The 22,542-nt window shown below is 43.4% G+C and carries 13 protein-coding genes; 4 read left to right on the top strand and 9 right to left on the bottom strand.

The window, feature by feature from the left end; genetic code table 11:
* Positions 1-194 precede the first annotated feature (194 nt).
* Positions 195-1,250 carry a 3-deoxy-7-phosphoheptulonate synthase AroG gene (gene aroG / locus J5224_RS03810; protein ID WP_264624214.1) on the top strand — a complete coding sequence of 352 codons (1,056 nt, stop codon included), beginning with the start codon at positions 195-197 and terminating at the stop codon, positions 1,248-1,250.
* Between the two features lie 182 nt (positions 1,251-1,432).
* Here the strand turns inward: aroG and J5224_RS03805 are convergent, their stop codons facing one another.
* From J5224_RS03805 to galE, 9 genes are all read right to left on the bottom strand, one after another.
* Positions 1,433-5,170 carry a hypothetical protein gene (locus J5224_RS03805; protein ID WP_264624097.1) on the bottom strand — a complete coding sequence of 1,246 codons (3,738 nt, stop codon included), beginning with the start codon at positions 5,168-5,170 and terminating at the stop codon, positions 1,433-1,435.
* A 271-nt stretch (positions 5,171-5,441) separates the two neighbouring features.
* On the bottom strand, positions 5,442-6,194 hold the full coding sequence (gpmA, locus tag J5224_RS03800; RefSeq protein WP_264624096.1) for a 2,3-diphosphoglycerate-dependent phosphoglycerate mutase: 753 nt from the start codon (positions 6,192-6,194) through the stop codon (positions 5,442-5,444).
* Between the two features lie 207 nt (positions 6,195-6,401).
* Positions 6,402-9,533 (bottom strand): efflux RND transporter permease subunit, encoded by a 3,132-nt coding sequence (locus J5224_RS03795; protein WP_264624095.1) that lies wholly within the window; start codon positions 9,531-9,533, stop codon positions 6,402-6,404.
* The gene (locus J5224_RS03790; RefSeq protein WP_264624094.1) at positions 9,530-11,056 is read right to left on the bottom strand and encodes an efflux RND transporter periplasmic adaptor subunit; all 1,527 of its coding nucleotides are present in this window, start codon (positions 11,054-11,056) and stop codon (positions 9,530-9,532) included. The genes J5224_RS03795 and J5224_RS03790 overlap by 4 nt, the downstream gene beginning before the upstream one ends.
* A complete protein-coding gene (locus tag J5224_RS03785; RefSeq protein WP_413544640.1) occupies positions 11,053-12,330 on the bottom strand; it encodes a TolC family protein in 1,278 nt (425 codons plus the stop codon). Before J5224_RS03785 ends, J5224_RS03790 begins: the two co-directional genes overlap by 4 nt.
* 12 nt (positions 12,331-12,342) lie before the next feature.
* Complete coding sequence (locus J5224_RS03780; protein WP_264624093.1) at positions 12,343-12,729, bottom strand: copper-binding protein; 387 nt, start codon at positions 12,727-12,729, stop codon at positions 12,343-12,345.
* Between the two features lie 64 nt (positions 12,730-12,793).
* Entirely contained in the window at positions 12,794-13,204 is a 411-nt protein-coding gene (locus J5224_RS03775) for a hypothetical protein (RefSeq protein WP_264624092.1), read from the bottom strand.
* Positions 13,205-13,343: 139 nt separating this feature from the next.
* Complete coding sequence (gene galM / locus J5224_RS03770; RefSeq protein ID WP_264624091.1) at positions 13,344-14,387, bottom strand: galactose-1-epimerase; 1,044 nt, start codon at positions 14,385-14,387, stop codon at positions 13,344-13,346.
* A gap of 19 nt (positions 14,388-14,406) precedes the next feature.
* On the bottom strand, positions 14,407-15,423 hold the full coding sequence (gene galE, locus J5224_RS03765; RefSeq protein WP_264624090.1) for a UDP-glucose 4-epimerase GalE: 1,017 nt from the start codon (positions 15,421-15,423) through the stop codon (positions 14,407-14,409).
* A 737-nt stretch (positions 15,424-16,160) separates the two neighbouring features.
* Between galE and J5224_RS03760 the strand changes: the two genes are divergently transcribed.
* From J5224_RS03760 to J5224_RS03750, 3 genes are all read left to right on the top strand, one after another.
* On the top strand, positions 16,161-16,835 hold the full coding sequence (locus J5224_RS03760; RefSeq protein WP_264624089.1) for a transcriptional regulator: 675 nt from the start codon (positions 16,161-16,163) through the stop codon (positions 16,833-16,835).
* A gap of 160 nt (positions 16,836-16,995) precedes the next feature.
* Positions 16,996-17,712 (top strand): PAS and helix-turn-helix domain-containing protein, encoded by a 717-nt coding sequence (locus tag J5224_RS03755; protein WP_264624088.1) that lies wholly within the window; start codon positions 16,996-16,998, stop codon positions 17,710-17,712.
* 676 nt (positions 17,713-18,388) lie between these two features.
* Entirely contained in the window at positions 18,389-22,423 is a 4,035-nt protein-coding gene (locus J5224_RS03750; protein ID WP_264624087.1) for a hypothetical protein, read from the top strand.
* The last annotated feature ends 119 nt before the right edge of the window (positions 22,424-22,542 follow it).

Genomic DNA, 22,542 nt, shown 5'->3' with positions numbered 1-22,542 from the left:
GGCATAGCGGTAAGCTAACAGCATTTTATCGCGTAAAATTACGCGATATTGCCGTGGGTACGCCATACGCTTGACTTATCATTTGCGCGCTGCAATATGAACAGTTCCGTTTTTAAACGCCAGGGTAATCACCCTGCAACCGTTTCCTATTGGCAAGATGTGGCATGTTCTGCGCAAGAATCGATGGATGAATGATGAATTACCAAAATGATGACTTAAGAATTAAAGAGATCAGTGAGTTGTTACCTCCTGTCGCGCTGTTAGAGAAATTTCCAGCTACCGCGCGCGCGGCAGAAACGGTCTCATTTACCCGCTCGGCAATTCACAAGATTCTGCATGGCACTGACGATCGTCTGCTGGTGGTGATTGGCCCGTGCTCGATTCACGATACCAAGGCTGCAAAAGAATACGCCGCCCGTTTGCTTACGCTGCGCAACGAACTGAGCGACGAATTGGAAGTTGTGATGCGTGTCTATTTCGAAAAACCGCGCACCACTGTGGGCTGGAAAGGGCTGATTAACGATCCGCACATGGATAACAGCTTCCAGATTAACGATGGATTGCGGATCGCCCGTCAACTGCTGGTGGAAATCAACGATAGCGGGTTACCTGCTGCGGGTGAGTTTCTGGACATGATATCGCCGCAGTATCTGGCAGATCTGATGAGCTGGGGTGCCATCGGCGCACGCACTACGGAATCTCAGGTACACCGCGAATTGGCTTCCGGTCTCTCTTGTCCGGTTGGCTTCAAAAACGGCACCGATGGCACGATTAAAGTAGCGATCGATGCCATTAACGCCGCGAGTGCGCCGCACTGCTTCCTGTCGGTGACCAAATGGGGTCACTCCGCCATCGTCAACACCAGCGGCAACAACGACTGCCATATTATTTTGCGCGGTGGGAAAGCACCAAATTACAGCGCAGAGCACGTCAGCGCCGTCAAGGATGGTCTGGAAAAAGCCGGGCTGCGCCCGCAGGTGATGATCGATTTCAGCCATGCTAATAGCAGCAAACAATTCAAGAAGCAGATGGAAGTGGGAGCTGATGTCTGCGCGCAGATTGCGGGCGGTGAACGTGCCATCACTGGTGTGATGGTGGAAAGCCACCTGGTAGAAGGCAACCAGAGCCTGGAAAGCGGTGAGCCGCTGGTTTATGGCCGCAGCGTGACGGATGCGTGTATTGGTTGGGAAGATACCGATACACTGCTGCGTCAATTAGCAGATGCGGTTAAACTGCGCCGCATGGGCTGATAGCTAACACTTTTTCTACACTTACCGCCGTTATCCTCGGCATTTGCCGAAGATAACGGTGTGATGAGTGACCCATCACGAACGAATTGGTGAGAAAATAATAAGCCAAACGTATCTCTACCCACCTACGCTATCTCATCGCCATATCTTTACGTGTCATCAGAATCGCTTAGCTCTTTTGCTCAGAAACCATGTTTAGCGTAATCACGGATTATATGACTAATCGAATCTGGATTATTTAATAATAATATCAGTTTGAAGTAATCATCATTTTTAAATATGTGTGCCAGATTATCTGGTGTAATTAAACTTTTAAAATGATACTTATTATAAATCGGGTTACTGGCAAAATACAGTTTACAAAGGTAGATAAAATCACTGTTAGTCGTAAGTGTTTTACTGCTTATTACATTTTCAATTTGTTGTAGTGAATCTTCAAGACTAACATAATCCAATGACTCATTAGTATTAATGTAAAAAAAGTCAAAAGGGACTCCCGTTGCATGTACCGATTCATGTAGCATAGTGTTAGATATCGAGTTTATATATTTTTCTCTGTTTTGGAAATCTGTAAGTGAACTTAAGTTAGGATTAAAATCGTCGGGGATCACTGCCGAATTAATAAAGATTCTATCCAGAGGATCACCAGTATAACTAAACCCTAATGTCATGCCTGGTGTGATACCTTTACTTATGAACTTATTAACAATAAATATAATGTTATCTTTGTTTTTCTCATCTAAAATGAAATTCATTCTCTTAAGTTTTTTTATTAAAGTGTATTTGAAAAAATTTATTAATGTATTATTGTTGATTTTTGTGTTTTGATAAAAATAAGAATTAAATTTGCTATCACTTTTATTCATTTCCAAGATAACGTTGTTTAACTCTTTAGAGGCTTTATGCAATGCATCTTCAAATATGCTGAGCTTCACTCTTAATCTACTTGAACCTATATTTTCATCAGCGATTTCTGAAAAACGTTTAAAATCAGAAGAACCCACATCATCTATTTTTAACGTTTTGAGACCGGAAATCATATCGATAGTTTCATGTTTAGAAAATATATTTTTCTTGGCAAAACGGTCAAATAAATCGTGGACATCATCCATATCATCACGATTATGGCTATTTACCAGTTCATCTTTTATTTCTTCAATGTTGAAGGATTCTTTTAATTCACTGTTTTTATTTCGTTCCAATAATTGTTTCGACATTTTCAGATCTGTGCCAAAAATAGTATTCATCGCTTCGTCTGGTGTACTCAATATCATTTTATGCGTGTCAAAATCTTTGATTACGCAAACCTGTTCAATAAGAAAATTTTTGTCTATACTTCCATCTTTATTTTTACCATAAAGATTAAAATATTCTGGGGTTAGCTGATTAGAAATTTGCCGTACTTCTTCAGCATGAAAAAAAACTCCATCTCTAGATTGATAATATATTTCATCGGGGTTGTTTTTTTTCTTATAAAACCCATTTATATCCCCATAAGGATCAAGGTGTTTTGTTGGATCATTAATTTCTATTCCGTTAATTTTATTGTCTTTTAGTTTTTTTGAGATGTTTATTGATTCGTTGAATTCTGCATTACATAAGGAAAATATTTGTCTTTTTGATATGCAATGTCCTTTTCGTGGACGATAGTTTTTATTTTTTTTAATGCCATTAACTTTGTCTGGCATTAAAAAATAGGTGTTACTCTTGGGGTTTTTATAAGCTCGAATAAGATTTTTAGCGTCATCATCATACCCTAAAATAAAAGTGTCATCACCATTTGATCTTATTTTAATAAGTTTTCCATTATGAGAGATGTAATCGTTTTCAGCTATATTTAAAGCTCCTGGTATAGTGCTTTCTGAGAACCTCTGTTCTTTGTTAAAAAAAGATGTAGATAATGATTTTATTTCTTTCCATGAAGGGGATTTCTGTTTTATCTCATTAAGGATGGTGTTGTCGAGATAATAAATTTCTTGATTCTTTTTAAACGGTAGTGTATTTAACTGCTCCCGATAACAGTCGTAAACACCATCTAAATATTGAGATTGCAATGCATATTTATTACCCGCTATTTTTAACGGAAGAACATCATATTCTCCTGAAAGATAGTAATCGTTGTACTTGTCTACTTTCAATGCATAGTAGTCATTTTTTATTTTTATATATTTATTATGAAACTTGTCATAATGCAAGGGAATATTAAGGTCTGTTGGCCCAACATCCTGGTGTGCTATTGATTTATCGATAAGCCTTTTTCTTATGACATCATGGTCGTTAAAGAAAGAGAGAGACTTTTTAGTGAGGATTGATGATGTCGCATCTTCAAAAACCCACTTTCCTTGTTTAACGACAATCGGATTTTCTTTTTCGTTCTGAGTGACCATATATCTAAATACATCATCTGTAATTTCAACTTCAGATACAGGGAGTAATGTGTCTTCGACAAAACTGTATAAGGTTGCCTTGTGATTAATGAGCAGTCCGTCGCGGTATAATGCAGGGCCACTATTTTGAAGGAAATCAATATTCGCATCTTCTCCCCAAAGCCTATATGCTTTATTTAAAGATTTCTTGATGTTTCCCATGAATTTTGGATCATTTCTTTGTACCCACTTTTTTTCATTGGTATAAAATAAATAGCCATTGCTATTAACGTCAGTGATATGATGGTTATAATCATATACTTCAATTCTTTTTTTTCCAGAACCAGCATCAAGATACATTTTATTTTTTTCAAACTTAATGCTTTTTATGATGTCATCAATTTCATGTGGGTTTTCTTTTTTTGCAAATTGTTTGGTTAGTGATGATATGACTAAGTCTTTCGCAAGGCTTATGGTGTAATCTTGCACCTCACTCGCACTGGTTAAAGAAAGATTTTTATTCTCTATGGCGTCAGCTATCATATCTATAAGTGATGATGCGAGGAGTGTAACCATTCTGACTCTACCATATATAGGAAGTGATGATAATAAATTTTGTATTCCTGATTCTATTTTTTCCGCCATGCTATCGAAGGATTCATTCCCTATGCAACCATTACCATAGACGTTATAGTTAAGTACAATTCGCCCTTCTTTGATCAGTGAACTGACAGGGCTTTGTAGTGTTTTACTGACGATTCTCATTATTCTTGCTGATGAAAGAGACTCTCTTTCGTCGTAGCAATAGGTGAGTTTTTTAATTTTCACATCATCAGGTATTGGTGTGGAATTATATTTTTTATCAGGTATGTACGCTCTTTTTTTTATCGTGTTGATCGTCATGTCATGTTTAATGTCGTGCATATATTCTGCATTTTCTTCAAATAAATTTTCGTCTAAAATAGGTGAGTGATGAAAAGGTAAATGTCTTTTATGGGTAGAGGTAAGTGTATTGTTATGAGATGAATCGGAGATATTATTCATAGAGAAGGGTGAAAAATACTCTGGAAGGCCTTCTGATAAAGATAGTTTTTGCTGAGCGTGATGATGAGCTTCATTCCTCTTATGCAAAAAAAATGCAGCGCCACCGGCTGCACTACCTAATAATAATAAACCAAACCCAATTTTATGTTTGTGCGTAAGGTTCATGGCGGAATGGGCGTTTTCTGAAACAGGGCTGCACTGCATGTTTAATACTTCATTTCTAAGATGACTCCCTTCATTTAGAATATGTTCTAATGTGGTGTCATTTTCATCTTGAGAAGATACGTTATTGCCATAAAAAATATTTTTAATTTTATTTAATATACCACTCTGTTCTCTTTTTTCTAGATGATGTTGAGTTGAATTAAGAGAGGTGCCTTGAGATATAGATATATTTGACACATCGTTGAGAATGGAAATAGTATGGTCACCATTATTTTCATTTTCAAATGATACCGATGGGGATAAGTTCAGTGCTGAATAGTCTGGTTCTTTTATAGGTAAAGGCATCGGAAAAAACTCCATTTTGATAAAGGCTAAATATATAAACAATAGTGGGCATATATTCTTTATAAAAATGGATATAAAATACAATAAGTATTGTATTTTATACTTGTTGAAAAGGCAGTGGGTGAAGAAATCTCACTGAGAAAATGATGTTTGGGGTGAGAAACGTATGGATTTCAGGTGAAAAAAATAAAAAAGAGGTTGAATGCAATGCATCACAACCTCTTTTATTTACCTAATTCATCTTACTTAGGTTATTTCTGTAGGGATGAAATTACTTCGCTTTGCCTTGGTTGGCAACAGCAGCGGCTTTAGCAGCGATTTCATCAGCATCACCCAGATAGTAATGCTTGATCGGCTTGAAGTTCTCATCAAACTCATATACCAACGGTACGCCTGTCGGGATGTTCAGTTCGAGAATTTCATCTTCACCCATGTTGTCCAGGTATTTCACCAGCGCACGCAGGGAGTTACCGTGTGCAGCGATGATAACGCGCTCACCGCTCTTGATGCGTGGCAGAATGGTTTCGGTCCAGAACGGAACAACGCGTTCAATAGTCAGCGCCAGGCTTTCCGTCTGCGGCAGTTCAGCATCAGTCAGAGAGGCGTAACGCGGGTCGTGACCCGGGAAACGCTCATCTTCGCGGGTCAGCGCAGGCGGGGTGATAGCAAAACCACGACGCCATTGTTTAACCTGTTCATCACCGTATTTTTCTGCGGTTTCTGCTTTGTTCAGACCCTGCAACGCGCCGTAGTGGCGTTCGTTCAGTTTCCAGCTCTTTTCCACCGGCAGCCAAGCCTGATCCAGCTCGTCCAGGATGTTCCACAGTGTGTGAATGGCGCGTTTCAGCACAGAGGTATACGCGAAATCGAAGGAGAAACCTTCATTTTTCAGCAATGTACCAGCGGCTTTGGCTTCTGAACGGCCCTTATCGGACAGGTCAACGTCGTACCAGCCTGTGAAGCGGTTTTCATTGTTCCACTGGCTTTCACCGTGTCTCACCAGTACCAGCTTAGTTACAGCCATAGCTAAACTCCTTCATTCCTAAGATTTCAGTGATAACTGATCTCATTATATTGCTGCGCCGCAATTAACGGCAATCAATAGTCACCGATAAACCTGATTTATCTGCATTAACTTTGCTCATTATCACGTTATCGCTTGCTCGTTTCAGCTCACAGCAATGGTCTGTCGACCCAAGATGAGTATGGGCCGACATCACGGAATTGCCACTCAGGCGCTATCGCCTCGTTTACGGTGTGTCAGCAGGTAGAACGCGGGGATCACCAGCATCGAGAGCAGGGGGGCGGTTACCATACCGCCTACCATCGGTGCGGCAATGCGTTGCATCACCTCTGCTCCGGTGCCGCCGCCCCACATGATAGGCAATAGCCCGGCCATGATGGTGGCGACTGTCATCACTTTGGGTCGCACGCGCAACACGGCACCTTCATGGATGGCCTCGCGCAACAGAGGTAACGCCAGCGTCTCATCAGTGTGTTGACGTTTTTCAATGGCGTGGTTGAGGTATAACACCATGATAACGCCGAACTCGGCTGCCACCCCGGCAAGCGCGATAAAACCCACCGCTGCTGCCACCGATAAGTTATAGCCCAGCAGATAAAGCAGCCATACGCCACCAATCAGTGAGAACGGCAGGGTGCCCATGATTAACAACGCATCCTTCACCTTGCTGAATGTCACATAGAGCAGAATAAAAATGATCAGCAGTGTGAACGGCAATACCACTTTGAGCTTAGCCGTCGCGCGTTCCAGATACTCAAATTGCCCGGACCAACTCAATGACACGCCTTCTGGCAATTTCACCTGCTGTTCTACCGCACGTTGCATATCCTGCACGGCAGATTTCAGATCGCGGCCGCGAATATCGACGTAGATCCAATCCGAAAGACGCGCGTTTTCGCTTTTTAGCATAGGCGGCCCATCGCTGATGCGAATATTAGCCAACTCCGAGAGCGAAATTTGCCCACCGCTCGCGGTAATTACTGGCAGATTCTTGAGTTTTTGCAGCGAATCGCGGATCTCGCGTGGGTAGCGCAGGTTGATGGGATAACGTTCGCGCCCCTCAATGGTTTCGCCAATATTTTCCCCGCCGACCACCACAGAAACGATGGATTGCAACTCTTTGACCGACACGCCATAACGCGCCGCCTTGGCACGATCGATATCGATATCGATATAGCGACCACCCGCCAAACGCTCTGCCAACGCGGATGTCACGCCAGGCACACCACGCACCACTTGCTCAATCTGCTCGGCTACGGCTTCAATTTGTGCAATGTTGCTGCCGTTCACTTTGATGCCCACCGGGCTTTTGATCCCTGTTGCCAGCATATCCAGTCGGTTGCGGATGGGCGGTACCCAGATATTGGCAATCCCCGGTACTTTCACAATGCTATCGAGTTCGCTGACCAGCTTGTCCATGGTCATACCGGGTCGCCACTGATCTTTGGGCTTAAAGCGTATCGTGGTTTCGATCATGGTCAAAGGGGCGGGGTCGGTAGCGGTTTCAGCCCGACCGGCTTTGCCGAACACGGTGTCGACTTCTGGCACCGTTTTGATGAGTCGGTCGGTTTGTTGCAACAAACGTCCAGCTTCCCGCGCGGAAATTCCCGGCAGGGTGGAAGGCATATAGAGCAAATCGCCTTCATCCAATGCGGGCATGAATTCGCTGCCCAAGTGGGAAAGCGGATAAAGCGTGGCGATTAACAGGGCAGCGGCTACCGCCAATGTCACTTTCGGCCACTGTAATACGCGATCCAGCAACGGCTCATAGGCGCGGATCAGCCAGCGATTGATCGGGTTGGCGTGTTCATCGGGAATTTTGCCACGAATAAAGTAGCCCATCAGCACCGGCACCAACGTAATGCCCAGCCCTGCGGATACTGCCATAGCGTAGGTTTTGGTGAAGGCGAGCGGGGCAAACATTTTCCCCTCCTGCGCTTCAAGCGAAAACACAGGAATAAACGACAGGGTAATGATCAGCAAGCTACAGAAGAGCGCCGGGCCAACCTCCACGGCGGCTTTTTCGGCAATCTTCCAATAGTCATCGGAGGCGGGTTGTCTGTCAGGATGCTCGTGCCGCCACTGTTCCAGCACCTTGTGCATGTTTTCTATCATCACAATGGCCGCATCCACCATGGCTCCGATGGCGATAGCAATGCCGCCCAACGACATGATGTTGGCGTTCACCCCCTGATAGTGCATGACGATGAACGCGCCGAGAATCCCCAGCGGCAGTGTCACCATAGCGACCAGAGCCGAGCGGAAGTGGAACAGAAACAGCGTACACACCAGAGCAACGACGATAAACTCTTCGATCAGCTTGTGTGTGAGCGTGGTAATGGCGTTTTCAATCAAGTGCGAACGATCGTAAACGGGAACAATCTCCACGCCTGCGGGCAGGCTGCGCTTGATATCGTTCAGCTTGAGTTTGACCGCATCGATGGTTTCCAGCGCATTTTTTCCTGAACGCATCACGATAATGCCGCCCGCGACTTCGCCTTCACCATTGAGTTCAGCAATGCCACGCCGCATTTCTGGACCGATGCGCAAGGTAGCGACATCCGACAGCATAATGGGAATGCCGTCTCGGGTGGCGATCACCACGTGCTTAAAGTCATCAAGTGTTTTGAGATAGCCCGAGGTACGCACCATGTACTCCGCTTCCCCAAGCTCGACAACGGAACCGCCGCCTTCCTGATTGGCGTTTTGTACCGCGCTTATCACCATCTCGTGGGAGAGATTGAGGGCGCGCAATCGGTCCGGATTAAGCACAATCTGGTACTGTTTAACCATGCCGCCGACGCTCGCGACTTCCGATACGTTGGGTACGGTCTTTAGCTCATATTTGATGATCCAGTCTTGAATGGCGCGCAGGTCGCCAAGGCTGTGCTGGCCGGTTTTGTCTACCAATGCATATTCATACACCCAGCCAACGCCGGTGGCATCGGGACCAAGAGAGGCCTTTGCCTGAGGCGGCAGCGTTGACTGCACCTGACTGAGATACTCCAGCACGCGCGAGCGCGCCCAGTAGGGATCGGTGCCGTCTTCAAACAGCACGTAGACGTAAGAATCGCCGAACATGGAGAAGCCGCGTACCGTTTTGGCACCGGGTACGGAGAGCATGGTGGTGGTGAGCGGATAGGTCACCTGATCTTCCACCACCTGCGGTGCCTTGCCGGGGTAGCCGACTTTGATGATCACCTGCACATCGGAGAGGTCGGGCAACGCATCAAGCGGGGCCTTTTGTATCGCCCACCAACCCCAGGCGGCCATCAGTATGGCGCTGAGCAGCACCAATAGCCGATTGTGCAGTGACCAACGAATAATGGCAGCAATCATTGTTGATGTCCTTCATGTTGGCGGGCATTCGCATCGCCTGTCGCAACGGGTGTCACGCTGACCAACCGAGCACCTTCTTCTGGCAGCACGAAGGTGAAGCTGACGTGCTGACCAACGGTCAAAGCAGGACGCAGTTCAGCAGAGGCAACAAAGTCCATGGTCATCGGGCCCCAGTTCAGCGCGGCAACCGGGCCGTGCGAAATCGTAATGGTATCGCCGTCTATCGCCTCGATTTTCCCTTCCGCTTTGTAGGTGGGGGCAGCGCTGGTCGCTGAGGACTCCTGCTGGGTTTGATCGCCTGTCATTTGCGGCAGTGCGCTTTTCAGGCTTGCTTCAGAATCAATCAGGAATTGGCCGGACGTAACCACAGACTGGCCTGCTTTAAGGCCGTGCGTAATTTCTATCCAACCCTGTTGGCTACGGCCCGTTTTCACCTCGACTGGCGTGAAGTGGCCGTTACCGTCCGCCAGCAGCACCCGATTGTGCGTGCCGGTGGTGATGAGCGCTTCGTCGGGAATGGCAACCACAGGAGGCGTAGTGACAGGGTGCGTCAGCGTCACGTTGAGAATCATGCCGGGTTTGAGCAAATGTTCCGGGTTTTCCAGTGTCAGTCTGGCCTTCAGCGTGCGCGTTGAGGCTTCCAAATTGGGCAACAGCTCGTCAACCTTGCCATGAAAGGTTTTCCCCGGCCAACTGTCCGTGGTGGCGCTGATGTCACTGCCGCGCGACAGCAGGCTGGCCTGGCTTTCTGGATAATCCACCACAATCCATACCGGGTCGAGCGTCGCCAATTCAAACAGGGATTGAGCGGCATTGACCTGCGCGCCTTCACGCACGTCCAGTTTGTTGATGTACCCCTGCGTGGGTGCGCGCAGCGTGATACGGGTTTGCGGTTTTCCCGAACGTTCGACGGCTTTGACGATCTCTTCCGGCATAAACTGCAATTGCAGGCGTTCGCGTGCGGCGGCAACCAGAGATGCATCACCCCACTGGCGAATGGCGAGGTATTCCTGCTGTGCGGCTGACCACTGCGGCATCCACAACTGTGCCAGTGGATCGTTACGTTGAACGAACTGCTGTGGCGCTTTCACATACAGTTTTTCTACCAGCCCGTTTGCTCGCGCTGACAGGGTTTCAATACCACGTTCATCCGTGGCGACGGTACCAAAGGCCGACAGTTGCAGATCTAACGTGCGCTGCGTTGCCTGCGCTGTTTTCACGCCCAGATTTTGCTGTTGGCGTGCACTGATGGTGATACCGCCGTCATCCTGGGTTTCATCCGCGTAACGCGGCACCAGGTCCATGTCCATAAAAGGCGACTTACCCGGTTTATCAAAGCGCTGCCCTGGCGTCATCGGGTCATACCAATAGAGCACTTTTCTTTGCGTTTCTTGTGGCGCAGTCGTTGCTGCACTGGCAACCGGGCTTGCACCGTGGCCAGAGGAGGCACCCAGTTGGTATCCCACGGCGAGCGCAGCAGCAACGGCAATAGCGACGACGCTTAACGTAACGATCGGTTTCATTGTTTTGTATCCTGCGGTAGTAGCTTGGTATCCTGAGGGATCAAATAACGAATAGCGGCCCAACTGGCAGCGAGTGCTTTTTGCGCGTTGATCTGTTCAATTTCGCTGTTCAGCAGCGCGCGTCTGGCATCAAGGTTTTCTGCCAGCCCGCTGCTGCCAGTGCGATATTCCGCATCCAGCACGTTGAGCCGAGAGCGTTGCAGTGGGATCACCTCATTGGCCTGACGATCGTAGATGGATTTCGCCGCCTGATACTGCGCGATAAGTGCATCCAACGCGGCCTGATGCGCACGTGTCAGTAAGGTCAACTGATCGTTGGCTTCGTAGGTTCGGGAGAGGTCAGCCGCGTAATCTTTATCTTGCCGCTGTGATTTGAATAAGGGCAGATCGACCGTCAGCATCACACCGCCCATATCCTCTAATCCATCGGCCCGCTTGCCGTAATACACTTCCACCCCGACATCGGGAATGGCGGCAACGGCAGACTGCGCTGATTTTGCCTTGGCGGCATCCGCTTCGCGCGCGGCCTGAATGATTTCGGGGTGCTGCTTGATGGCATCAATCAACGCACTTTGACTGGCGGGAAGCCGGGTGATGACGGGGAAATCGCCGCTGACGCGCGTAATGTCGGTCCCTGTCAATTGTTTAAGCCGAGAACGCGCTACCTCCACGTCACGTTTGGCGTTATCCAATTGATTTTTCATTTCATTGACAGTGAGTTGTAGTGCCAGAACGCTGCTCGCGCTGTTGCTACCACTCGCGACTCCGGCTTTTTGCATGCCAAGCTGCCGCTGCGTGTCGCTCAGCAGACGTTCAATGGCTTCCTGTGCATGTTGCCCCAGCGCCAGCTCGAACCAGGCCAGCGAAGCTTCTCGCTGCAACCCGGCGCGAATCACGTCCTGATTAGCCTCCGCTTTACGCGCTTCTGCGCGAATCGCATCTGATTTGCGCTCGCGTTTCGTGCTGCTGACATAATCCTGCATGATGCCGACCCGTTGCATGGTCATATCGGCTCGTGTAAAGCGGTGGGCATTGGGGCCGCTAACCGGAAAGTTCTCAATCCCGACTTTCAGCTTGGGATCGGGCAACTGCATGGCGGAATCCGCCATGTTATTCAAGGCGTTAACTTGGTGATGGTTGGCAGAAATTTCTGCCGAATACTGTTCAGCGGCCGCCAGGGTTTGATCGAGCGTTGTGGCCTGAGCCGTAAACATCGCACAGCCAAAAAACCACGGCAGGGCATAGCCCGCCTGTTGTAGACGAAGCGTCAACATATCGACCTCGAATCAGTTAGCGGATGCTGAAATCAGATCGTAGCCGGAGGCGCTTTGGATAAAGGTGAAGTTCACCGTTTGTCCTACGCTTAACGGGCCGCCTTTGTAGGCACTGAGGCCAAAACGCATGGTCATGGCGGGCCAGTTAAGTGCGGGAATCGGTTTGTGTGCAAAGGTAACACTGGTGTCCGACCAGGCTTTTACCACTCCGGTGCCTTGATATACGGTAGCGGCGCTGGTGGGTTGAGTGCCGTGGTTCATGCTGCTGTGATCCATTGGCATGGACATCATGGCATTGTGATCGTGTGCGGAGGCAGGTGAGGTTTCGGCAAAAGCAGGGGCTGTAGAAGTAGAGGTAACAGCAGCAAACAGGGCAATAGCGGTCAGTAACGTGCGCATAATCAATATCTCCAGAATAAAACATAACAAATGATAGAAAACCAATATGTTGTTTTATCTGGATTTATTCTCTAAAACGGCAGTATACGATCTCGGCCGGTGGCCCGGTTCGCGGCGGGGTTAACCACGTGTGTTGGTCAGGGATGTTGGTATCGCTCGCCAACACCAGCAGTGTGCTCGTGTCATGCGCCATGGCATCGAGGTGCAGCGGGGAAGCGGTTTTTTGCGCAGTATCCGGGGTGCAGTGTTTATCACACAGCGGCGCTTTCACCATGACTGAGGCGTGGTGAGGCGCCTGCGTCATGTTCATGCCGTGGTGACTGACCACTTGCGTGGTTTGCACCACCGGTTGAACATCGCACAGATGGGCTGCCAACGCCAGTTGGGTATTGAGCATCAGCCAACAGACAACCACGCCAAACGCCAAGAGGCGGCGCTTGCGTTGCGGTAATTGTCTGAAAGGCAACCCAAACATGCGGAGTTTCCTACGGAGTAGTCGAATAGCCCTACATATAACAATAAATCTTGCGTAAGCGAAAGCGTGAATTGTTCGCTGCGCACGCTCTTGACATAAATTTACCGTGCAAAAGCGTGCCCAGTCTGTCTTGCTGGCGTTATGTAAAGAATTGATAACTTGTCAGTGAGCAGTATTGCTTACCGGGTTTCAGCCAACAGTCTGGTTGTGGCCAGTCCGGGTGATTGGGGCTGTCGGGCAAAAATTCACTTTCCAGCGCCACCCCAGCGTAGTTGTCATACGGATTGCCGCCACGGGCGGGGGTTCCGGCAAGAAAGTTTCCACTGTAAAGCTGCAAGGCTGGAGCGCTGGTGAAGACGCTCATCATCACTTTCTCATCCGCAGACCACAGATTTGCCGCAGGGCATTCGCTGGAGCCGCAGGTACGATGCAGCAGATAAGCGTGATCGTAACCGCTGACTGCTTTCTGATCGTCATCGCGCAAAAAATCCTGCAATAGCGTCTTAGGCTGGCGGAAATCCAGACCCGTCTGGTTTACCAGAGCAAGCCCGTCAACGGGGATCCCCTCACTGTTCACGGGCAAATAATGATCGGCGAACAGTTGTAAACGGTGGTGGCGCACATCGCTGGTATGCCCATCCAGATTGAAATAGGCGTGGTTAGTCAGACACACCGGGCAGGTTTTTTCCGTCAGGGCGGAATACTCAATTTCCAGCGCATTGTGCTCGGTTAAGCGATAGCGAGCCTGTGCGGTCAGTTGCCCCGGGTAGCCCTGATCGCCATCGGGAGAAACCAGCAGATACGTTATTTGCGTAGCATCCTGCTGCACAATGCGCCAGCGGCGCGCGTGAAATCCATCGGGCCCACCATGCAACTGGTGCTGGCCCTGATTAGGTGTCAGTGTGTAGGTTGCACCGTTGCGCTGTAAACGCGCGTGGTTGATTCGGTTGGCATAACGCCCGATAGACGCGCCAAGATAGGCTTGTTGGCGCGGATAATCCGCAGGTGTTGTGCAGCCGAGCAGTACTTCACGCACTTCTCCCTCTGGCAGAGGGACCTGACAAGAGAGCCAGGTTGCGCCCCAATCCATCAACATAACGCGCATTCCTGCGCGGTTTTGTAGTGTAGTCAGGGTAAAAGGCTGGCCATCGGGGGCCAACTCAGCACTTTTTTCGTTCAGCATACACCTGCTCCTCAGGGTATCAGTCGGGATAGCCATTGGGATGTTTGGATTGCCAGCGCCAGGTATCCTCCGCCATTTGCGCTAACGTCCGGGTAACGCGCCAATGAAGTTCATTGGCTGCTTTTTCTGGATCGGCCCAATAGGCGGGAAGATCGCCCTCGCGGCGCGGGGCGAAGTGATAGGGCAGCGGTTTGCCGCATGCCTGACTAAATGCTTGCACGACATTCAATACACTGTAGCCGACACCTGCACCCAGATTGTAAATATGTACTCCCGGGCGTTGGTGCAGCGCTTTCATTGCTGCCACGTGACCATCGGCCAGATCGACCACGTGAATGTAATCTCTGACACAAGTGCCATCTTCCGTTGGGTAGTCACTACCGAAAACAGAAAGTGATTCGCGGCGACCAACGGCGACTTGTGCGATAAAGGGCATTAAATTGTTAGGTATGCCTTGCGGATCTTCACCCATTTCTCCCGAAGGGTGGGCCCCCACCGGATTGAAATAGCGCAGCAAGGCGATGCTCCATTCTGGATGGGCTTTCTGTAAGTCTGTCAGGATCTGTTCGACGATCAACTTACTGCGCCCGTAAGGGCTGGCAGGCATGCCGGTAGGAAAGCTCTCCTGATAAGGGATGCGTGGCTGATCGCCATAGACCGTTGCTGAGGAACTGAATATCAGGTTTTTTACGCCCGCTTTTTCCATCGCTTTAACCAGCGTCAGAGTCCCGTAGATGTTGTTATCATAGTATTCAACGGGCTTGCTGACGGATTCTGCGACCGCTTTTAGTGCAGCAAAATGGATCACGGCATCGATATTTTCAGTGGCAAAAATGCGGTCTAACAAGACGCCATCGCGAATGTCGCCTTGATAAAACGGCACGGTTTTTCCGGTGAGGCGAGTAAGGGTTTCCACCACGCTGGCTTTGCTGTTGCACAGATTGTCCAGAATAATCGGTTGATGCCCGGCTTCTAACAGCTGAACACAGGTATGGCTGCCGATGTAACCGCTACCACCTGTCACTAAAACATTCATAAGAACCTCGATAACCAATGTTGAATAAAACTAGCATAGCCTGTGGGGGGAAAAGGTGATCTGCAACGAAGAAATTCGCTGAAATTATGAGGTTTTTCATCAATTTTGCCGAGAAGAGTAATCCGTTTCACACCTGAAAAATCCATCAAATAGTGGCGTCATCATAGCGTGGTATCGCTATCACTTTGATCCATCAATAAGAAACCCTCCCTCCTGCGCCGCGCAGGCAGGGGAAAAATACCATATATGGGAGATGAGGGGTACTTCATATGTCGTGAAAAGGGGAGGGCACTCTGCGTGATAGTTTACTCGATTAGCTATAAGGTCCCTGGTGAAGGCAAATGCAGCAATATTTTTATAATATGTTTAGGGAAAACAGAATATTGTGTTTTATTTGATAAGCATCATAATCTATTTTTATTTATTGGGGAGCGTATTGCACCACAAAAATTAGCCGAGATAGCTACGCGGTAGAATAGGTAGTTGTTACTATAAAAAAACGCCTGATATCGTGGTGATGAGATTTTTTTATGTATTAGTGCTTGCTCTCGCTTAACGTATAATGTTTATTAAATGAAAGCTAAATGCCGTGCGAATAATTTTACTGTAGTGGTTTCTAAACCCTTTAGCCTTCGTGTAATGTAAATCGAATTGTGGTACTCCGTTGAGCATTTTTTTGATATTTCTATTTTATGACACTGAGTTTGAAGTAACTCATCCACGGAAAAGAGGTTGTTATGGATAGTGATAAACATGACAATGTAGTTCTACCCAGAATGTTGACCACGCTGCTCGATCAACATCATGATGCATATTTTATTAAGGGAGTGGATTCAACTTTTATTTATGCTAATGCCCCTGCAGCTAGAAAATTGGGGTTGAATTCGCCAAGTGAATTATTATACAAAAATGAGAATGATCTTTCATCCCACTTAACGGAGAATAAAGATATTATTAAAGAGTGGCAATGGCAGGATAAGCAGGTAACTGAGTTTAAGAAGAATATAGATACGTTAGAGATAAATCCTAGTACTATTTCATCACCTTATATTGTCAAGAAATTCCCTTTTTACAATGAGATTAATCAATGTAAGGGAATAGTTGTTTATTGCAAAAATATTGAAGGTTTTGCTTTTAATGAATTATTCGCTAGTCATCTTTCAGGTTCATTTTTATTGACAAAGCCTGACGATTTCTTTGATGAAAAGGAATCTGAAATTATATTCTTAAAACTGCAAGGTCAAATGTCGAAGAGTATTGCTAGGCGACTTGTTAGCTCACCCCTCGATGTGGAAAATATGTTGCAAGAGTTATATTATAAGGCTGGCGTGAAGCATTTTGATGATTTTTCGGAGTTTTGTAATAAAAGAAATTATCATCGTTATCTACCAAGGCGGTTTATTGAAAGTTAGTCCATAATCTTTTAGATGATTCAGTGACTGAGGTATGTGGTCATATGCTTTATTGTGGTTCTTGATATCGCCAGATGATGATTTCATTGTTTTTTTGATTTTATTATAAGTAATTTATATAAGCGATTTGTATTTTTATATAAAACAAATGGAGGCACTTATGAATGGCGATGTTCACAATGATAATTATCTTCCTAGAGTTTTTACAAATTTTTTAGATCAACTTCCTGATCCATATTTTATCAAGGATTTACATTCTAGTTATATATATGCTAATTTGCCTACGGCAAAGCTGGCTGGTGTGAGATCGCCAAATGATTTTTTGCACAGAACTGAATATGAACTTTGTTCAAGGCTGACTGAGAATGAAAGTGTGGTTAAAGAGTGGCAATGCCAAGACAAGCAAGTTAGTACGTCTAAGGTGGGGCTCAATATGTTGGAAATTCATCCTGAAGCTGTTAGTTACCCTTACATTGTAAAAAAGCTGCCTTTTTATGATGATAATAACCAATGCGTTGGAGTCATTACTTATGCAAAAACATTACAAACCTTCACGCCCAATGATTTTATTAATGGACGCTGTCCCGGTTCTTTATTGCTGAATCGACCTGATGATTTTTTTACCGAAAAAGAATGTGAAATCATATTTTTGAAGCTTCAAGGTCAGACATGCAAAACGATTGGTGATATGCTTTTTCTTTCACCTCGTACCATTGAAAGTGCCCTGCAACGGCTTTACACCAAAGTGGGTGTTTCTCATTTTGATGATTTTGCAGAGTTTTGCCACAACAGAAATTATCATCGCTATCTCCCGCGCCGTTTTCTCGAATGTAAACGTGCGATGTTTGAAAACAACTACGATTTGGATGAATGGTAACCTGTGCTCCGCCCTCGGGGACATCCGGGGGCGTTAGCAAATCGTCTTCTGGCCTGCTATTCCTTTCATTTTCGCTATATTCAAACTGATATCTTCAACTCTCTTTTTTCTATGGATAATAATCATTGTCCCTCATCACGGCAACTTCCTGTTTTTTAAATAAATTTAATTCTCACTTGAACGTAAATTAAACCATTATCTGAATTTATTCTCTGGTATCGGTAAGGAGTGATTTTTTATTGATCCATGTTACCGGATAACAAATACTGTAAAGCATCAAAGACGATACTTTCTAAAACCAACACAAGGAGCTATTTTGGTGATTAATAAAATTTATCTTTATGTGTTGCTCCTTCGTTTATTATATATTTATGAGAGTGTGTATTTATGTAAATATGAAGGGCTAAGCAATTCGTTAAATAATTTAATCCGTCGCCAGACGTTCCCTATTACTTACCTGATGCGCTATCTTTATTAGTATGCTATTGCCCTTTGAATCGGTGTCTGTTCTATCTAAGAGAGAAACGTATGAGATTAAATTTATTATTTTTATCATAAAGATAATGAGTATTTATTTACATTGATAAATGCAATTGTGATGACTGTATTTTTATATTGGAGCGTGGGGTAATTTAATCATATAAATGAGTAGCAATAAAATGGCAGGTGGTAATTCATGTCAATAACTAATATTAGTTCATATCAATATATCTCCTCTCATTTTAGACAAATTGAAGAGGTTAGGGAAATACAAAGTATAGAAAAAACCTTAATTATAAATAACAGTATATTTAACTTGTCTAAAAAAAGCACTTCTGTAATAAGTAAAAATATAAAAAATGAAGAGATTAAAGGAAAGGTAACAACGCAGGGTTCGGTGCAGAAACAAGATTTAATTGAATTTGTAGAAAGTGTAATGCATAAAAAAACAGAAACTCAGCACAATTTAATCCTTGGGAATGAATATGTTCCGAAAAATAATCATTTAATACAGGAGTCTCAGGTTGAATTTAAGAAAAGTGCATTAGAGATTTTATTAGAACAACTGGAGAATCGATTTAAATTAGACCTTAATACTATAAAATCTTTCTATAATACCAGTGCATATGACTGGATTAATACAAATGAATCAAATCTATCTTGGTGGCTTGAGAGTAAATGGAAAGGAACAAATGTTGATATCAGTCCTTTTTTGGTTGACTATGAAAAAAATGGTATACTGTCATACAAAGAAAAACAATACATTTTCATTAAACCTCATTATTGGGAGGTGATAGAAGATACCAGTAATTTAACCTTTTTTTTAAAAAACAAAAAAGGAGAACAAATACAGATACGTCATGAGAATAGTAAATGGAGTTTAGGGGGGTGGGAGCAACAGAGAGCCTTTTTTTATTTCAAAAACATAAAATTAAATGATCTCGACAATCAAAGTGCTGCAATCCTTGATAAATTATTACAAATAATCTTCCATCAAAATCCGGGCGAATCCATAAGTAATTCGCTGCGATATTCTAGCAATGAGTTACTAATATTAATTGCTTTAAATATAGATAATAAAATACTGTGTAATGATTTACTAAAGCTACGGAAAATGATTTTCCTGGCAACCAATAGTCAGAATGAAATGCCAATAAAAGACGAAGAAATAAAGATAATTAACGCACTGTCAATACCAATAGACATAGATAATATCAAAAAAATGATTTATGATCTTTATCCTGATGAGATTGATAAAGAGAAGTACATAGAGAATCTTCATAATTATTACACAATTTTTCCTTCGGCAGAAGAAATAAATAAAAAAGATAACATATTATTTATCAAAGGAATTGCATACACCGAGGGACTAATGCATGCCCACAGTAATTCAGCACCTATAAAATTATTTTGGCAAGCAATATTCAATATCACAAAAAATGAGTTGCTGATTAAAGATAAAAAAAATATATCTTCAAGCGATAAAGACGAATTAGCCTATCTGAATATTGCAAAATATCATGCGTATACTTTATATAAATATATAGATACTTATACATCGGCATTGGAAATGATCAATGCAATAGATATGGGAAAATTTAATACCAATGGCATAAACGATTTCAATACGATAAATGAGTCAAAAAAATTAGCTTTACCCATATACTATAAAATACATGAGAACGTCGATATAGATACTTTCAAGTTGAATGATGCTCAATTGCTCATGGAGTATGATAGGATTATTGCTTCAGATAATAAAGTTTCTGATATTTTGGAAAACATCACATCAGCTATATTTTACAAATTAAATTACCCATACAATATCAGTGTTTTTGATTTTCTTAAAGCCAGAGTTTTTCATGACCAAAGAATAACTGCGTTAATCAAAGAAATTTATACATTCGTTGATGAGGAACCACAAGGTTACATATCGAGTAATAACTTCAAAACATCAAAAAAATGTAACTCTCAATCAGAGTTCACATCACAATTTAACGAATATATTGATAATGGTTCGAGTGAATATGAGTCGAAATTATTAACACCTTTATTTCTTAGTCAACTAAATATCTACCCTGAGACATTGTCATTTAAACCAACACAGTGGTTCACATTAGAATTAACAATTGAAGAAACTAAAATGTCTGGTCTGAGATGGCCGGTAAAGTCATATAAAACTCAAAAAGAAAAAATAAACATCATTAAACTAAAAAATTCTGATTATATAATTATCAGTGCGCTGCAAGGGGATTTTCAAGTGAAGTTAGTTAGAGGTATTGTTTTTGAAGAATTACTTAAGCATGTAAAAAATAAAAAACCATTAGACTTTTTACCTTTAACTGAGAAAAACCTCATCACAGAGTTAATTATTGGTGATGATTTTGAATCTAATAACTCAGACATTCGGTACGAACTGATAATTGAGAGCAAGCACGATAATCCTTCATCAGTCAAAGACTCTGTCCAAAAATCCATTCATTTATGTTTAAATGAAATTGCAAAATATAAAAAAATACAACTGGATATAAAAGGTATATTCCAGGAAATAACAGAGTCTTTCATCCCGTTCTACAGAGAGTTTTATTATAAAATAACAGACAAACATTATAAAATGGATAGGTTTAGCATTATAATGGATGTTGTATTTATGGGTCCTTTATTATCTCAAATATCATTTCCTTTAAAAAAAATAAGCAATGAGATATTGTTAGGAATAAATCACTTATATGCCGTAGGCAAAAAAAATAAATTATCTGGAGCGAGACTGTCTGAATTCATTGCAAAGTCATCGACGAAAACAAATGTAATAAATGAGTACATTTCATTGGATAACTCTTTAGTTAGCGAGGTTAGCCCTCTCTCTTCTAGAGAAATAACCAACGCAACGCTAACAAAAAAAAGTGGAATAGTAAAAGTAAAGGGCGAAGTTTATGATATTATTTCACAATACAAAGAGAACAATCTTCAATTAGAGCCCTGCATTCAGCAAGGGAGATTCAAAGGAGTGTATAAAGCAGTCTCAGAACATGAATTATCATACCCTAACTATTATATTAAAAATAATAATGATGTATATAAAGTCAAGTGGGACTCAAACCTATATACATGGAGAATGGTTGAAGAAGATACACCGACCGGATTAAACTATGGTCCTGCAATTAAATATTTATCGGAAGATAAATGGAACTATAATGATAATGTTGGCTTGCTGGGAGGGGGGCTAGAAAGTGACAATCTTATTGAATCAATTTCTGATGTTGATGCAGACGCTACCTCTTTTATTGCGGGGAGTAAAGATATACCTGCAAATTCATCACATTTTATCGATGACTCACTTTTTAACAAAGAATTGTTGAAGAATAATAAAAAACTTAAAAAAATCAATAAAGTTTTAGTGACAGCGCAAAAAAAATCCATAAAAAAAATAAAGGCAGCACATGAAATTGCAACTGATGATAAATATCTACCCAGAGTTCGTGCGTTGCTGAAAATATTTACGAATAGACAAAATGAACAAAGATTTATTGATCTATTAAATGGTCTTAGAAATGCATTGTTAAATACTAACTTACAGGAAAAAACCGTGTTTGTTATTGATGAAACCTCAGACTTTCTCGCGCAAATAACACCGTATGCACAAAATAATGAAAAGTATATTGCTGTTAATTATGCGGCCTATAAGAAAAGTGTCGATCATATCACTTCAGGTTCATTTTCAGCTTCGCGTGCTGAAAAATTAAAACTAGCAAAGGAAAACTTAGTCAGAACTATAATACATGAGTTTTCTCACATTATTGAAAATACAACTGACCGTGCCGGGTATATTGAGTTATTACATTTGGATGGGAAACATGATATAACAAAATTGTTAATTAAATCGAAGTTGGAATTGCCAGAGGTTTCTAATAATGCAGATTCACTCACTGAGATTATTATTATTTTAGCGAAAGCTAAGGGTGACGAAAATTATCTAAATAACTTTTTGGATCATTATGCAGTATGGGAATCCATTATAGATGAGCGTATAAATGAACTAACGCCCATTGTTCAAAAAATAGTTGAAGAAAGTACAGGGCTGAGTTGGAATACAACAGCGAAAACGCAAATGACTCAACTGAATGAAGCATTCAATGTAGAAATGAGTAAGTATTTAATATCAGAAATTGACGAAAAAAATAAAATTTTTTTCGATCTCATTGAACCCCTTGATGAATTTAAATCCAAGTAAAATAGCCATAATGGGATAGGCTCTTGTGTGTTAATATATCCAATAGGTTTTGTAGTCAATAATCCTCACTTTTTTACGGGGATATCATGGCGACAGTAGGTGTAAGATGTCCCTATTTC

The sequence above is a fragment of the Candidatus Symbiopectobacterium sp. NZEC135 genome, from assembly GCF_025962695.1.
The sequence above is the reverse complement of the archived record's forward strand: the minus strand, read 5'-3'. Positions and strand labels throughout refer to the sequence as shown.